Source organism: Sulfuricurvum sp., from assembly GCF_041651515.1.
In the GTDB taxonomy this organism is placed as follows: Bacteria; Campylobacterota; Campylobacteria; order Campylobacterales; family Sulfurimonadaceae; genus Sulfuricurvum.
This window is the reverse complement of sequence record NZ_JBAZJF010000003.1, coordinates 50,546-65,304: the sequence shown is the minus strand read 5'-3', so window position 1 is coordinate 65,304 and position 14,759 is coordinate 50,546. Positions and strand designations below refer to the sequence as shown.

Genomic DNA, 14,759 nt, shown 5'->3' with positions numbered 1-14,759 from the left:
TAAAAAGAGGGGGAACTCTTAATACCCGTCATACGGCAATTTCGCCTCTTTCCATCCGAACATAAATCCGTTTTCCAAATTGTAGGCTTTGATCCCCTCTTTGGCGAGGAGATTGGCTGCCGCACTGGAACGGGGGCCGCTTCGGCATACGAGAATGACGGCATGAACATTACGCAATTTCATTGCCTTCATGACATCGGTGACGAAATTTTTGTTAAAGACCTCTTTAGCGTCATAGAGTTTTTGGATGTCAATGTGCCCTTTGGGTTTATCGGTTTTTAACTCAAATTCAGAACTTTTTACCCGCTCTTCGATCGATTTTGGGATGTAGGTCCACTCGTATGCGGGAATATTGATAAATCCCTCGCCGTGTCCCGTATAGATATACTCGAGGGTTGTGCGGACATCGACGATGATCGCTTCCCCTTTTTTTTGCATCTCATGCGCTTCGTTAGCGGTTAGATCCCCTTCATATATGTCATCAGCACTTAATGCCGTGCAAGCGAGCAGGATCAATAATATTTTTTTCATCGCACTTCCATTTGTGATATCTTGAATTATGGTGCGGATTGTATCGGAAAAAAATAATAGAAAGATGAAAATATACATTATAACGTCAGTGTAAGGGAACAGGGATATAATCTTAAGCAATAAAATAAATAAATACAATGTGGTACTATGGTAGAAGTCAGTCAAATCGTTTATGTCAGTGATTGGGTATTTAAAAATCAGGAGGGTGCGGTCTTAGACCCATTTTATGAGATTTTAAAAACGGTTGATGCTCATGTAACCATCAGAGGGGATTTTCCCAGCCAGTTTGATGACATAGATTTGCTTATCTTACATCCTACTTCTATGACTCCCGATGTCTTTGATACCATCAGTATCAGTAAATTCCGAAATCCCAATATCAAAACAGTAGTGATCTCCAGTGCACACGGCAGTGATCTGTTTTTACAGGCGATTGATGTCGGTGTGGATAAATATCTTCTCAAACCCCTTTTACCCAGTGCCGTTAAAAAGGTAGCTGAACGGTTGATTCACCACTCAATCGAGGCCAAACAGGCACAAAAGGCCTATAAACAAATTAATCTTATGTTCGGAGCCATATCAAAAACTTCTCTTTTAGTACGTATGGAAGAGAATGGGATAATTATCGAAGTGAACGATCTTTTGACCAAATTACTTGGTTTTCCCTCTGAATCGATGATTGATTCCCATTGGATGCGATTTGTCGAACGCCGATTTTGGGTCTATTTACGTTCTTTAATACGCGAAAGACTTAAAGCAGGGGAGATCCATCGGGGGATTATTGAATTGCTTAATGTAAATGGAGCGGCGGTTACCGTTGATGCCACCGTGTATGCAATACGTGACAAAAGAGGTGAGATTGAAGAGATTGTTTTTATAGGTCAGGATGTCAGTGAAATGAATCGGGCCATCTTGGTCAGTATGGAGCATCTGATTGATTATGATACGTCACTCGCTATCCTTTTTAACCATCGATATGAACCTGTTTTAGTCAATCGCAAATTTTTAGAGCTTAATGGTTATCAGAGCAGTGAGGATTTTTTTGCTTCGTGCGATGTATGGACATGGATGTCAGAAGATCATGATGTTCTGACTCCGATTTTATCTCATAAAAACTCTCAGAAAGAGATATTGGAAACGATCTTTATCCTTACACGCAGCGGTGATATTTCAGGCAGAATTGTTTCAGTGGATACGAATCAGACGAAACGCTATTATACGGTACACATTAGTTCTATGCCTAACCCTATGATTCGTAGTGAAGAGTATCATATCCTTTATTTTGTTGATGTCACGTATTTGGAACGGCTTAAAGAAGAGCGATTAAGCGATGCTAAACTGATTACCGTCGGACGGTTGGCTGCAGCGATTACGCATGAGATCAATACCCCGATTACCTATATTAAAGGGAATTTGGAATTGCTCAAATGGGAGTGCACAGATGCAATGAGTGATGCGGAAGAATTTTTCAAGTCGATTGATGAGGGGATAGTACGGATCGAATCGATTGTAAGTTCTATGTATGAATTTGCCGGTACGGGTAAAGAGGAGATGAAGCCGTGTAATGTCCATATGACATTGATTTATGCTTTACGCATTGTGATGAATCGGGCTAAACATGTTGTTCCTATTACGATTAACGGTGAGATATTTTCACCAGCTACCGTATACGATCCATCGGGATGTATGACCATGGGAATCTCGACTCGACTTGAACAAGTGTGGATTATTATTTTAAATAATGCTCTAGATGAATTTGAAAAAGGTACAATAGCGTATGAGAATCGTCATATCGATATCAAGTTTCACTGTGATTCCGAAGAGATCGTTATTCAACTCATCGATAATGCGGGAGGAATACCTGAATCGATTGTGAATGGGATATTTGATTTCGCAATCAGCGGAGAGAAAAAAAAGAGTATGGGTATCGGGTTGAATGTTGCAAAAGCCATTATTGATAAACATGGGGGAACGATCCGCGTCACTAATGAAAACCATGGTGCCGTATTCGAAATTATTTTGAAAACGTATGGGGAGAGCAAATAGATGTTTTTTGGTACAGAAGTAAAGAAATATAAGAAAGAAGCAGAAGAATTACGTATAGAACGTGATCGTTTAGCCGCCGAAGTACAACTTTACAAAGAGATTGCTGCGTTGAGTGACAAAGAGGCTGTCGTTGTTTTAAACGAAAGAGGCGAGGCGATCTTTTTTAATACACGAGCAGATGCGATTTCGAATAAAGAAGCGGTTATTAGAGAATTACTTACTGAGGCAAAAGAGATTGTTGTCGGAGAGTGCGAAGCTTCGGTTATAAGCAAAAACCTCGGGAACGGTACTAAAGGATTTATCTTAACCAAAGCCTCTATTGTCGGAGGTGAAGATAACCATCTCTTGGAAATGCATCAACAAAGTATCCGCGGTGCATTAAGTGCTACCCAAAAAGTATTTATGGATATTCTCGACAAACTCAAAGACATGGTGGAACAATCGCGTGAAACGGCACAAGGATCCGATGAGGGACTTAAAATTGCCAATCACGTGGACGCCGATATGAATAAATTGGCAGAATTGATGGAGGGGACTCTTTCGACGACAGCTGCTCTGGTGTCGCGTTCACATGAGGTATCGAGTGTTGTCTCATTGATCAAAGATATTGCGGACCAGACCAATCTTTTAGCCCTTAATGCTGCAATTGAAGCGGCACGTGCAGGTGAACACGGAAGAGGTTTTGCGGTTGTAGCCGATGAGGTACGAAAATTGGCGGAACGAACCCAAAAAGCGACCAAAGAGATTGAAATAGTTATTCAGTCGATGGAACAAGACACCAATGAAATCGAAACCGCTACCGAAGAGCTTTCCACTATCGTCTCGAGTACGAAAGGGGAGGTTACGCAGCTGTCGGATCGAATGGCAATCTTTCAACGTAATGCGTCTCGCAGTGTGTATGAGATTATGGATATCAGCAATTATATTTTTAGCAATTTGGCAAAAATTGATCATGTTATTTACAAAAACAATGTGTACGCTTTCTTATTTGGGCAAGAGAGCAATTTCAACGCAGTTGATCACCATAATTGTCGCCTTGGCAAATGGTACGATGGCGGAGTAGGAAAAGAGCAGTTTGGCACACTCAAATCCTATGGTCGTCTTGAAGGACCGCATGCACAAGTACATACGCAAGCTAATGCGCTAATCTCGGATTGCGGTGACGGAAAAAAATTGTGTTCACGTTCCCAAATTGAACAGCGTATTAAAACGATTGAAGAAGCAAGTACAGAAGTCTTTGCAGCATTGGATCTTTTGGTTGCGGAAAAAACAGAAGATTTGATGGGAACTGCCATTGAGCATTTATTTGGAGGATTAAAATGATACGTTTGATGATTGTGGATGATGAACCTTCTATCGGTACGATGTTAGAAAAAGCGTTAGGGCGATCAAAAGATTTTAAAATAGAGTATTATGATAATCCGATCAATGCTCTCTCACGATTTCGTGCCGGAGCGTATGATGGTGTTTTGCTTGATATTATGATGCCGCATAAAGATGGGCTGAGTGTCCTTGAAGAGATCAAGACCAAAGACCCTGAATGCGTTGTGATTATGATGACGGCGTATTCTACTTTGGATAAAGTATTACATTCACATAAAGTGGGTGCAGATCATTATCTTTTAAAACCGTTTGATTCCTTGGCAGCAGTAGAGAAAAAAGTTCGTGAATTGGTTCACGAACGTCATTGATTTTAGCATTGGGGGTAAGCCCCCTTTTTTTTTTTTGACCTGCAACTCTATACCATAGTAATTTAGTATGGATACTTGACAATAAGATATTGTTATTTTAATATGGTGATAAAAAAAGGAGATGTGATGGCTCAGCAATGCCCATTGATTTTTCGTCAAATTGATGCAAATACGGTTCGTATCAATACATTCTTTGTTATAAGTGTGGTAGCAGCTTATTTGGTTACCGGTGTGTTAAGTCTTTTGCTACTCTTAATAATCGATTTTTTACTTCGTTTATACGGATATAAACATTTTAGTCCGATTCAAAATCTTTCATTGATTATTCAAAAGAAGTTTTCTATACCTGCCAAAATGGAAGATGCGGGAGCCAAGCGATTAGCCGCTTTTTTTGGAGTCGGATTTACGGTAGCTCTGGTGATTTTTGATCTTCTCGGAATTAAGCTGGCTGTTGATGCTACTGCCGCTATTTATCTTTTTTGTGCAAGTTTAGAATTATTTTTCGGTTATTGTATTGCATGTAAAATATATTATATTGCCAAGAAAGTTTATCCACAAGGATTTAGATAATGGCAGCATTATCTTCTAAGGCAATCTATGGTCTTGCTGCGATGCATGTGTTGTGTCATGCACCGCGTGGAAGATCAATGCAGGTACGTGAGATTTCAGCTATGACACGAATATCTCATGGTTATTTGGAGCAGCTTCTCTCTATTTTGCGTCGAAATCATTTGGTGGTTGGTTTACGAGGAGCTTCAGGTGGATACAAACTTTCACGTCCTGCCAATGAGATTGAGGTAATTGAAATCATAGAAGCGTTAGAGGGGCCGTTTTATAATATAGAGGGTAATGTGGGGTCAAGTCTTATCTTAGAATACTTTTGGAGAGATATAGAAGATAAAATGCGTTCACTGTTCGAAATGAAACTTTCGGAACTCGATCAGGCGTATCAACCGCATTACTATGAAATTTAATGTTTATACGTGCCTGACGCTTCGATAAGACGACGGTTATGCACCATGATTGATTCAATTTCTGTTGCATTTTTATTATTATAAGGATGTTGTGTTTTTTTGCTATTGGCAGCATGAACTTCATGGTAAAAGTCGTTGAGGCTGCCCCCTTTTCGTTTTTTGGTAGAGCGGTATGCCGTAAACATATCAATGGGAGCGGCTTTAGGTTCAGAGTATTTTGAAAAGATAGCTTCAGCAGCTTTATTTTTACGCATAATTATCCAATAGTTCTAATATTCCCATCACAAGCAAATAAAGTTCCATTATAGACCTTCATTGACTACATACCACAGGCGTTCGATTTCTGCATCATCTAAAAACAGAGTAGATGCATGAGTGTAGAGCCATTCGAGTCCTTTAGTATTGATGGACAAGGTGTGTGAACACTCTTTGTGCGCCGGTAAAAAAGCACGTATCAACGAGACATTATCGGTGATAGGCTGATCACAAAAGAAGCACTCCATTTGACGATGCAGCCGCCCTTCGTAATCGAGTAATTTGACATACGATTCAATGGCTAGACGCTTTGGATTTTGATCACTCCATAAACGTGCCGCATTGTTTAGCAGTTCAAAATAAAACGATCCAATCTCTTCCGATTGCTGCAAATGAGGATAAAACAGCGAGATAAACTGCTGCCATAATCGTATCCGGTCATATTGGTTCATCCATGGGTATCCCAGATGGATAACATCACGCAATCGTCCGATGGAAGTTTTAATCGAATATTCAACTTCAAAGTCGATTTTAAATCCCATATTAATGGGGCTGTGGCGTGCTCCGAAAAAGCGATAAAGGGTCGTTAAGTCTTTTTCGGTTATGATAGTGACGATCATATCTTCATCGCGAGCGCGGTTGAGTTTTATGATAAATCCCTGCATATTTGGTTCTACTCTACACGCTTGACGCGAAATTTTTTTATAATCTTTGTCATTTTAATCATTTTTAACCTAAGAAACGTTAAAATAAGTAAATTTCATCTCCCTTTAGACTACTTATGTTTAAAAAGAGATTAAAAAATATCAATTTGCCGAAAACTTTCCGGTGAAAGGTGACGATTCCAGTGGAATACCGAGATTTATTACGTTCATTTAAAGATAACTGCGGATTTGGTTTGATCGCCAATATTAAAAACCGCCCCTCTCATGAGAATCTGGAAAACGCGATAACCGCATTAGAGCGGATGATGCACCGCGGTGCTGTTGCAGCAGATGGCAAAACCGGTGATGGAAGTGGACTGTTGCTCTCAATTCCTCATGATTTTATGCGTTCAACCGCATCAGAAAATGGGATAGAACTTCCGGAAATGTATGCTGTTGCGGTGATTTTTACCCGCGATGCTTCACAGTTGGCAACCTTTGAAAAAATTTGTGTCAATAATGACTTGAAAGTGGTTTTGAACCGAATTGTACCTGTAGATACGAATGCTCTTGGAGAACAAGCACTTGCATCGTTGCCTCAAATTCACCATCTTTTTATTACCGCTAATTCTTTAATGGCTTCTCGACGTTTTGATGCGTTGGTTTATCTTAGCCGTAAAGAGACCGAACATGCTTTGGTGGATGATGAAGATTTTTATATTGCATCAATGTCTTCACGGGTAATTTCGTATAAAGGGCTGATTATGCCCACTCATATTAAAGAATTTTATACTGATCTTCAAAATGAAAATTTCAAAATCTCTTTTGCCCTTTTTCACCAACGTTTTTCTACGAATACCCTTCCGAAATGGCGCTTAGCTCAGCCGTTCCGCGCCGTTGCACACAATGGTGAGATCAACTCGGTGGAAGCGAACCGTTTTAATGTTGCAGTCAAGTCCGAATCGATAAAAAGTGAAGTCTTCACCGATGAAGAGATTGCACGACTTCTTCCTATTCTTCAGCCGGGTGGATCGGACAGTGCAAGTGCCGATAACTTTTTTGAATTTTTGATCATCAACGGTATGGATTTCTTCAAAGCGGCACGTGCCGTTATCCCTGCTCCATGGCAAAATGCTCCTCATATGGACCCAAAACTGCGTGCATTTTATGAGTACCACTCTACCGTATTTGAAGCATGGGACGGTCCTGCGGCGTTTTCTCTCACCGATGGTCGCTATATCGGGTGTGTACTCGATCGTAACGGTCTTCGCCCTTCTAAATACATTATTACTCATGATGATACGCTCCTGATTGCAAGTGAATACGGAGTTATTGATATTTCCGAAGATCAGATCAAAGAGCGCGGACGATTGCAATCGGGTCAAATGATCGGATTGGATTTGAAATTCGGTAAAGTACTCAAAGATGAAGATATTAACCAATACCTAAAATCATCGAATCCCTATATGAAATGGCTCAACGACCACATGATCTATCTTCAAGAACATGTGGATGAGCAATACGTAACCCGTTGTGAATACGATGCGACAAACTTGATTGCACGTCAACGTTACTTCAATATTACCCAAGAGGTGGTTGAACAGGTTATCGAACCGATGATGCGCGATGGCAAAGAGGCAGTCGGATCGATGGGGGATGATACCCCTTTGGCGGCGTTCAGCAGCGTTCAACGTCACTTCTCTGATTATTTCAAACAACGTTTCGCCCAAGTGACCAATCCTCCGATTGACCCTATCCGCGAAAAAGTAGTCATGAGTTTGAATACCGGTTTTGGTGAAACTCATAATATTTTGGATGAGATCCCTTCTCATGCGAACCGCCTCAAAGCGATTTCACCGATCATTATTCGAGAAAAGCTCGAAGTGCTTAAATCGTTTGGGGATAAAAAATCTCCGAGATATCAGTCTTTTTATACGAATCAGGAATTTTCAACGACGTATAAAGGTGCCTTAAAAGCCGCGCTTGAAACGTTGGTGGATCACGTGGTCAAAGCAGTCCGCGAAGAGGGTGTCCGTATTGTTATCCTTGATGATAGCGGTTTTGACAAAGAACATAAAGCGATTCCGATGGCAATGGCGGTTGGACGAATCAGTCGTGCACTGTTGGATGCACGTATCCGCCATTTGGTATCGATTGTTGCGTGTACGTCCGAAGTGATCGATTCTCACGGTGCTGCAACACTGATCGCGTACGGTGCAAGTGCGGTTTACCCAAGCCTTCTGTTCGCTACGGTAGCCGCTCGTGCAGAAAACAGTGTCAATGAAGTGAACTGTTCGGAAGCCTTTAAATCGGTACACCACGCATTGAATGCCGGATTACTTAAAATTATGTCCAAAATGGGAATCGCAACTATCGCCTCTTATCGTAACTCAGGATTATTCGATGTTATCGGTTTGAGCAAAGAGATTGTACATGAGTGTTTCGGAGAGTCCCATGCAATGATTCCGGGACTTTCGTATGATGATATTGATGCGCGTTTGGAACGCAATCATAAAGATGCGTTTGAGGTGGGTGGATTTAACCGTATTTTTCCGCTTAAAATCGGGGGATATTACAAATTTTACAACGGACAAGAGCACCATGATTTCAATCCGGATGTAATTCACGCGATCCATCGTGTTTCCAAAACCGGCAAACGGGAAGATTTTGATAAACTCAGTGCATTGGTGAACGGTCGCGGACAAAAATTTATCCGAGATTTTTTCGAATTTAAATCGGACCGCCCAAGCATCGATATTTCTGAAGTAGAACCGAAAGAAGCTATTTTCAAACGATTCGCGTCAGCAGCAATGTCTTTGGGCTCGATTTCTCCGGAAGCACATGAGTGTGTGGCTGTAGCTATGAACACGATCGGGGCACAAAGTAACTCAGGGGAGGGGGGTGAAGATGCGGCACGTTTCGGAACCCTCAAAAACTCTAAAATCAAACAGGTGGCATCGGGACGTTTCGGTGTCACTCCTGCGTATCTTCGTTCTGCGGAAGAGATTCAGATTAAAGTAGCCCAAGGGGCAAAACCGGGTGAGGGGGGACAACTTCCTGGGCATAAAGTAAGCGGTCTTATCGCACGTCTTCGCTACACGATGCCGGGAGTAACTTTAATTTCACCTCCGCCGCATCATGATATCTATTCAATCGAAGATCTGGCACAGTTGATTTTCGATATGAAACAGGTCAACCCAAATGCAAAAGTAGCGGTTAAGCTCGTCTCTTCTGCAGGTGTTGGAACCATTGCTGCCGGTGTTGCCAAAGCATACGCAGATAAAATCATCATCTCCGGCGGAGACGGTGGAACCGGTGCAGCACCATTGACTTCGATCAAGTTTGCGGGGAATCCGTGGGAACTCGGTCTCTCTGAAGCGCATAATGCTCTCAAAGCAAATAATCTTCGCGGATTGGTTCACGTCCAAACCGACGGCGGACTTAAAACCGGTCAAGATATTGTTAAAGCGGCATTGTTAGGTGCTGAGAGTTATGCCTTCGGTACGGGTGCATTGACGATCATCGGATGTAAAATGCTTCGCATCTGTCACGTCAACAAATGTTCCGTGGGTATTGCAACCCAAAACGAAAAATTGCGTAGTGAATATTTTAACGGTACGGTTGAGCAACTTATCAACTATTTTACCTACTTAGCCGAAGATGTCCGTAAAATCATGGCTCAATTGGGTTATAAAACGATGGAAGAGATGGTCGGGAGAAGCGATTTGCTTAAAGTCGTTGATACCGAATTCGCGAAAAAATTTGACTTTAGTTCTGTTTTGCACCGCGAAGAGGGATTTAATACGTGTCAAGCTCCAAGCAATGAGCCGTTTGACAGCAATGAGTTTGAAAAAGAGGTTCTTTCCGAAGCGATGGATGCGATTAAAAATCCGGAACGTCCTATCCGTATGGTTCGTGACATTTGTAACTTAAATCGTAGCTTTGGTGCTCGAATCAGTGGAGAAATTGCTCAGTACTACGGGGATAGCGGTCTTAAATCCGATACGATTCGCCTCCAGCTCAAAGGTATTGCAGGTCAAGCCTTGGGAGCTTTCTTGATTAACGGGGTATCAATCCATCTCGAAGGGGTTGCGAACGACTACATCGGTAAAGGGATGCACGGCGGTAAAATCGTGATCAAATCCAAAAATCAAGGGGAGCGTTTCAGTGCCGGCGGTAACACCTGCCTGTATGGTGCTACTGGCGGTAAGCTCTTTATCTCCGGTTCAGTAGGGGAGCGTTTCGCAGTACGTAACTCAGGTGCATTGGCTATTGTTGAAGGTACTGGAGACAATGCGTGTGAATATATGACCGGCGGTGTTGTGGTAATTTTGGGTAAAACAGGTATTAACTTTGGTGCAGGTATGACCGGCGGTTTTGCGTTTGTGTATGACCGTGATCACAGTTTTGTCGAAAATGTTAACCGTGAGTTGATTGATGCACTCCGCATTGATACCGATGATGGGGATGAAGCACGTCATTATCTAAAGCGATTGTTAAAAGAGTACATTGCAGAAACGGAAAGTGAAATGGCGCAAAGCTTGCTCAAAAATTTCCGTGTTGAGATTCGAAATTTCTGGTTGGTTCGCCCGAAAAACTTAACCAAATTGCCACTTAATCCTGATAAAGGGGACTAAAATATTATGAGAGAATTTTTAACTATCGAGCGTATTGATCCGACAAAACGAGGTGTCGTTCAACGGCTCAAAGATTTTAGTGAAATTTATGAACCGATGGGGCAGAATGATGCTTCGTCTCAAAGTGACCGTTGTATTCAGTGCGGAGATCCGTTTTGTCTTAATAAATGTCCATTGCACAACTATATTCCTCAATGGCTAAAATCGGTTGCCGAGAAAGATTTGAAATTTGCATTTAACCTCTCCAATGAGCCCTCACCGTTTCCGGAAGTGATGGGGCGTGTTTGTCCGCATGATAGGTTGTGTGAGGGAGATTGTACCCTTAATGATGGACATGGTGCCATTACCATTGGATCCATTGAGACGTTTATCAATGAAGAGGGGTTTAAACACGGATTTAAACCGTATTTTCCCGGAATAACGACGGATAAAAAGGTAGCTGTTATTGGTTCTGGCCCAGCGAGCCTCTCTTGCGCTACTTATCTGCTTCGATCTGGAATTGCGGTAACGATGTATGAAAGAAGTGATCGTGCAGGCGGACTTCTCACCTACGGTATCCCAAATTTTAAACTGGATAAAAAGATTGTTGAACGTCGTATTGGGCTCTTAGTAGAAGCAGGTTTGAAATTAGTCGTGAATTGTGAAGTGGGTCGTGATATCGAATTAGACCAAATCGCTGATCAACACGATGCTCTCTTTATCGGTATTGGTGCGACTAAAGGCAAAGGTGCAAAAATTGCCGGTGAAAATGCTTCAAATGTGTATCCGGCTATGGAGTATCTTACTGCAATACAGCGTAAGAATTTTGGTCTTAGTTACGATAAAAAATTTGATTTTAAAGACCTTGAAGTGGTTGTCGTAGGTGGTGGTGATACAGCAATGGACTGTTTGCGTACGTCAAAACGCGAAGGGGCAAAAAATGTCACTTGTTTGTACCGTCGTGACGCACATAACATGCCCGGATCCGTTAAAGAGTATAAAAATGCAATCGAAGAAGGGGTAGAATTTGTTTTTCATGCTTCCCCCAAAGAGATCATTTTAAATGATTCTGGCAGAGCAGTCGGTATTCATATGGCAAAAACCGTTCTCGGGGCTAAAGATGAGAGCGGACGTCAAAAGATGGAAGAGGTTAAGGGGGGTGATTTTAATGTCAACGCAGACATTATTATCATGGCTCTCGGTTTTGACCCTGCTGTCCCTCCCTTCTTGGCAGAAAACGGCATTTCGGTTAATAACTGGGGCGGTATCATCATTGATGAAAAATACGAGACAACTACGCCGGGGATTTATGCCGGAGGGGATTGTTTCCGTGGTGCGGATTTAGTGGTAACTGCCGCTTATGATGGGCGAGAAGCGGCACGCTCAATTATTAAATCATTACTAAGCTAATGGACGATAATTTTATCGCTGCGGCCATTAATGCGTGCACTGAGATTCGCGCATCGGTATGCAGCGGTGATGAAGGGCTTTTTACCTCCTATTCGGTAGGACATGGCGGCGATATCAGCAGCGGAGCTGATTTACGTGCCGAATCAATCTGCTATCATCATCTTAGCTCGTACGGGGCATTGTTTTCCGAAGAGAGCGGTTGGATAAGTCCAAAGAGTACTATTAATATTATCTGTGATCCTATTGACGGAAGTGATAATTTTGCTTCCCATTTTCCCTATTACGGCGTTTCAATTGCCAGAGAGATAGAGGGAGTTACGACCGATGGACTTGTCTGCAATCTTGCAAACGGAGATATATTTATCCGGACTCCCAAGGAATATTACCGAACTTCATTGGATAATTTGACACTAAAAATCCCTATTGTTGCACCTCCTCATCCTAAAATTGGACTCTTTGAAAAATCCCCTGAACATCCGCAGTTGGCTAAAGTATTGATGGATGAAAAGCTGAAATTTCGCTCTCCGGGTGCACTTGCTCTCTCTTTAGCCTATGCCCCTTATGTTAATTATGTGCTATTTTTAGGTACAATGCGGCCATACGATATCCAAGCGGGTCTCTATTTAAGCCGCCATCTTCATACGTTTCAAAACGATCATGTTATCTTGCTTAGCCGGGATATTGAGGTATTTGAGCGTATCAGAGCGATTGTACAATAAGGAGATTTTTTGAGTCTATTTAACCTCTTCGGAGACTCCGAAAAGAAGAAACAACCTACGAAAAGCGAAGCACCATCACACTGGGTTAAATGCCCCTCTTGTCAGTCATTGATGTACTACAAAGAGATCGAAAAACAGAATCATGTGTGTCCAAAATGTGGTTTTCACCTCCGCATCGGCGTTAAAGAACGTCTTGCCCTTATTGCAGATGAGGGAAGTTTTGTTGAGTTTGACGGCAATCTTAAACCGACCGATCCGATCAGTTTCGTTGATAAAAAAAGCTATGCTGCACGTATTGATGAGGGATATGCTAAAAACGGTACTTACTCATCCGTTGTGAGCGGTGAATGCACCATTAATGATGTTCCCGTTCAACTGGTTGTTTTTGATTTTAACTTCATGGGCGGATCATTGGGCTCAGTTGAAGGGGAGAAAATTGTCCGCGCGATCAACCGTGCCATAGCCAAACGGATGGGTGTTATTATTGTCAGTGCCAGCGGCGGTGCACGTATGCAGGAGAGTACCTTTTCTTTAATGCAGATGTCTAAAACGTCTGCAGCTTTGGCAAAATTAGCCAACGCCAAGCTCCCTTATATCTCACTTCTTACCGATCCGACAATGGGTGGAGTCAGTGCTTCCTTTGCAACGCTTGGTGATATTATTATTGCTGAACCGGGTGCATTGGTCGGTTTTGCAGGTCAGCGGGTTATCAAACAAACCATCGGAAGCGATTTACCGGAAGGATTCCAACGTGCGGAGTTCTTACTCGAAAAAGGTTCGATTGATATGGTTGTAGCACGCAGCGAGCTCAAAGAGACGCTCAGTGATCTTCTCAAACTTTTACTCCCTTAAATGCGCCTTTACGCTCTTTGTGATATAGATATGCTCCGTGCCAACGGAGTTGACCTGGGCACCTTCGTCTCTCAAGCAAAAAAATACGACGCCGAGATACTTCAATACCGGAACAAACATGCAGACATTGCTACGATCAAAGGGGATTTGATTCTTTTGAGACAATTGTGGGATGGATTTTTGATTATTAATGATCACTATGAATTAGCCCCTTTTTGTGACGGTATTCATATCGGTCAAGAGGATTTGCTCACTATAGATTCTGATCCGGAACGTGCAATAAAAATTCTGAAATTGGCGATCGGTGCAGATAAAATTATTGGTCTTTCTACCCACAACGCCAACGAGATTGCAATCGCCAATACTTTGGATCTCAATTACATTGGTTTAGGGGCATTCCGGGCTACATTAACCAAGTCAGATACAAAGGTATTGGGGGATAGCTTAGATACGATTGCATCAGGTTCTAAGCATCCTGTCGCAGCTATTGGTGGGGTTAGATTGGAAGATAGATTTCAACATGTGACGTATAATGTAATTGGTTCAGGGCTACTGTGAATATTTCTATTGTTACGATTGCAAAAAAAGAGCGTTCGTTGTATGATCCTCTTTATCAAGAACAGATGAAAATGATCTCCCGTTTTGCTAAAGTGGATGATATAGAATTGTTCCCTAAAGAGGTCGTAAAGGCACATACTATCAGCCCTGAAGCATCTCAGATAGCATATTCGAAACTGTTATTACCGATGTTGGGTAAAAACTACTCGATAGCGTTACATCCGGAGGGGAAAAAAATAGATAGTTTTGCATTTAGTAAGCTTATAAGTGATAAAATTTCGTTGCAATTTTTTATAGGCGGGGCTTACGGCTTCGAGAAAAGTTTTGTGGATCAATGCGACGCTGTTATCAGTCTTTCTGATATGACAATGAGCCACAAAATTGCAAAAGCTGTTTTGCTGGAGCAAATCTATCGCGCCTATTCACTGTTGGCAAACCATCCGTACCATAAATGAGGAGCATT

The 14,759-nt window shown here is 42.1% G+C and carries 14 protein-coding genes and 1 pseudogene; 12 read left to right on the top strand and 3 right to left on the bottom strand.

The features are described 5' to 3' along the window. Positions 1–18 precede the first annotated feature (18 nt). On the bottom strand, positions 19–531 hold the full coding sequence (locus tag WC407_RS05830; protein ID WP_373021660.1) for a rhodanese-like domain-containing protein: 513 nt from the start codon (positions 529–531) through the stop codon (positions 19–21). A 147-nt stretch (positions 532–678) separates the two neighbouring features. Here WC407_RS05830 and WC407_RS05825 point away from each other — a divergent pair, with 147 nt between their 5' ends. The 6 genes and pseudogenes from WC407_RS05825 to WC407_RS05800 all read left to right on the top strand — a co-directional run bounded on the left by WC407_RS05825 (position 679) and on the right by WC407_RS05800 (position 5,242). After that, the gene (locus WC407_RS05825) at positions 679–2,577 is read left to right on the top strand and encodes an ATP-binding protein (RefSeq protein WP_373021659.1); all 1,899 of its coding nucleotides are present in this window, start codon (positions 679–681) and stop codon (positions 2,575–2,577) included. Next, a pseudogene (locus WC407_RS05820) lies at positions 2,578–3,435 on the top strand (methyl-accepting chemotaxis protein); the annotation flags it as partial. 3 nt (positions 3,436–3,438) lie between these two features. Further along, on the top strand, positions 3,439–3,900 hold the full coding sequence (locus WC407_RS05815; protein WP_373022060.1) for a CZB domain-containing protein: 462 nt from the start codon (positions 3,439–3,441) through the stop codon (positions 3,898–3,900). Further along, positions 3,897–4,268: a response regulator gene (locus WC407_RS05810; RefSeq protein ID WP_373021658.1), complete on the top strand. Its 372-nt coding sequence runs from the start codon at positions 3,897–3,899 to the stop codon at positions 4,266–4,268. The genes WC407_RS05815 and WC407_RS05810 overlap by 4 nt, the downstream gene beginning before the upstream one ends. Positions 4,269–4,394: 126 nt before the next feature. Continuing rightward, entirely contained in the window at positions 4,395–4,838 is a 444-nt protein-coding gene (locus WC407_RS05805) for a DUF4395 domain-containing protein (RefSeq protein ID WP_373021657.1), read from the top strand. Then, the gene (locus WC407_RS05800) at positions 4,838–5,242 is read left to right on the top strand and encodes an Rrf2 family transcriptional regulator (protein ID WP_373021656.1); all 405 of its coding nucleotides are present in this window, start codon (positions 4,838–4,840) and stop codon (positions 5,240–5,242) included. The genes WC407_RS05805 and WC407_RS05800 overlap by 1 nt, the downstream gene beginning before the upstream one ends. On the opposite strand, the gene WC407_RS05795 is transcribed toward WC407_RS05800, so the two are convergent. Next, complete coding sequence (locus tag WC407_RS05795; RefSeq protein ID WP_373021655.1) at positions 5,239–5,496, bottom strand: hypothetical protein; 258 nt, start codon at positions 5,494–5,496, stop codon at positions 5,239–5,241. The genes WC407_RS05800 and WC407_RS05795 overlap by 4 nt on opposite strands. A gap of 48 nt (positions 5,497–5,544) precedes the next feature. Continuing rightward, on the bottom strand, positions 5,545–6,162 hold the full coding sequence (gene recO, locus WC407_RS05790) for a recombination protein RecO (protein WP_373021654.1): 618 nt from the start codon (positions 6,160–6,162) through the stop codon (positions 5,545–5,547). A gap of 182 nt (positions 6,163–6,344) precedes the next feature. Here recO and gltB point away from each other — a divergent pair, with 182 nt between their 5' ends. From gltB to WC407_RS05760, 6 genes are read left to right on the top strand one after another with little or no spacing between them, the layout of a single operon-like run. Further along, the gene (gene gltB / locus WC407_RS05785) at positions 6,345–10,778 is read left to right on the top strand and encodes a glutamate synthase large subunit (RefSeq protein ID WP_373021653.1); all 4,434 of its coding nucleotides are present in this window, start codon (positions 6,345–6,347) and stop codon (positions 10,776–10,778) included. Between the two features lie 6 nt (positions 10,779–10,784). Then, positions 10,785–12,167 carry a glutamate synthase subunit beta gene (locus WC407_RS05780; RefSeq protein ID WP_373021652.1) on the top strand — a complete coding sequence of 461 codons (1,383 nt, stop codon included), beginning with the start codon at positions 10,785–10,787 and terminating at the stop codon, positions 12,165–12,167. Further along, positions 12,167–12,886 carry an inositol monophosphatase family protein gene (locus WC407_RS05775; protein WP_373021651.1) on the top strand — a complete coding sequence of 240 codons (720 nt, stop codon included), beginning with the start codon at positions 12,167–12,169 and terminating at the stop codon, positions 12,884–12,886. The genes WC407_RS05780 and WC407_RS05775 overlap by 1 nt, the downstream gene beginning before the upstream one ends. A gap of 9 nt (positions 12,887–12,895) precedes the next feature. Next, the gene (gene accD / locus WC407_RS05770) at positions 12,896–13,738 is read left to right on the top strand and encodes an acetyl-CoA carboxylase, carboxyltransferase subunit beta (RefSeq protein ID WP_373021650.1); all 843 of its coding nucleotides are present in this window, start codon (positions 12,896–12,898) and stop codon (positions 13,736–13,738) included. Further along, a complete protein-coding gene (locus WC407_RS05765) occupies positions 13,739–14,296 on the top strand; it encodes a thiamine phosphate synthase (RefSeq protein WP_373021649.1) in 558 nt (185 codons plus the stop codon). Continuing rightward, positions 14,293–14,751, top strand: a complete 459-nt coding sequence (locus tag WC407_RS05760; protein ID WP_373021648.1) for a 23S rRNA (pseudouridine(1915)-N(3))-methyltransferase RlmH — start codon at positions 14,293–14,295, stop codon at positions 14,749–14,751. The genes WC407_RS05765 and WC407_RS05760 overlap by 4 nt, the downstream gene beginning before the upstream one ends. Positions 14,752–14,759 lie beyond the last annotated feature (8 nt).

Coding starts and splice junctions, on each gene's coding strand:
- WC407_RS05830 (WP_373021660.1), bottom strand. CDS start 531: ATGAAAAAAATATTATTGATCCTGCTCGCTTGCACGGCATTAAGTGCT.
- WC407_RS05825 (WP_373021659.1), top strand. CDS start 679: ATGGTAGAAGTCAGTCAAATCGTTTATGTCAGTGATTGGGTATTTAAA.
- WC407_RS05815 (WP_373022060.1), top strand. CDS start 3,439: ATGGCAATCTTTCAACGTAATGCGTCTCGCAGTGTGTATGAGATTATG.
- WC407_RS05810 (WP_373021658.1), top strand. CDS start 3,897: ATGATACGTTTGATGATTGTGGATGATGAACCTTCTATCGGTACGATG.
- WC407_RS05805 (WP_373021657.1), top strand. CDS start 4,395: ATGGCTCAGCAATGCCCATTGATTTTTCGTCAAATTGATGCAAATACG.
- WC407_RS05800 (WP_373021656.1), top strand. CDS start 4,838: ATGGCAGCATTATCTTCTAAGGCAATCTATGGTCTTGCTGCGATGCAT.
- WC407_RS05795 (WP_373021655.1), bottom strand. CDS start 5,496: ATGCGTAAAAATAAAGCTGCTGAAGCTATCTTTTCAAAATACTCTGAA.
- recO (WP_373021654.1), bottom strand. CDS start 6,162: ATGCAGGGATTTATCATAAAACTCAACCGCGCTCGCGATGAAGATATG.
- WC407_RS05780 (WP_373021652.1), top strand. CDS start 10,785: ATGAGAGAATTTTTAACTATCGAGCGTATTGATCCGACAAAACGAGGT.
- WC407_RS05775 (WP_373021651.1), top strand. CDS start 12,167: ATGGACGATAATTTTATCGCTGCGGCCATTAATGCGTGCACTGAGATT.
- WC407_RS05765 (WP_373021649.1), top strand. CDS start 13,739: ATGCGCCTTTACGCTCTTTGTGATATAGATATGCTCCGTGCCAACGGA.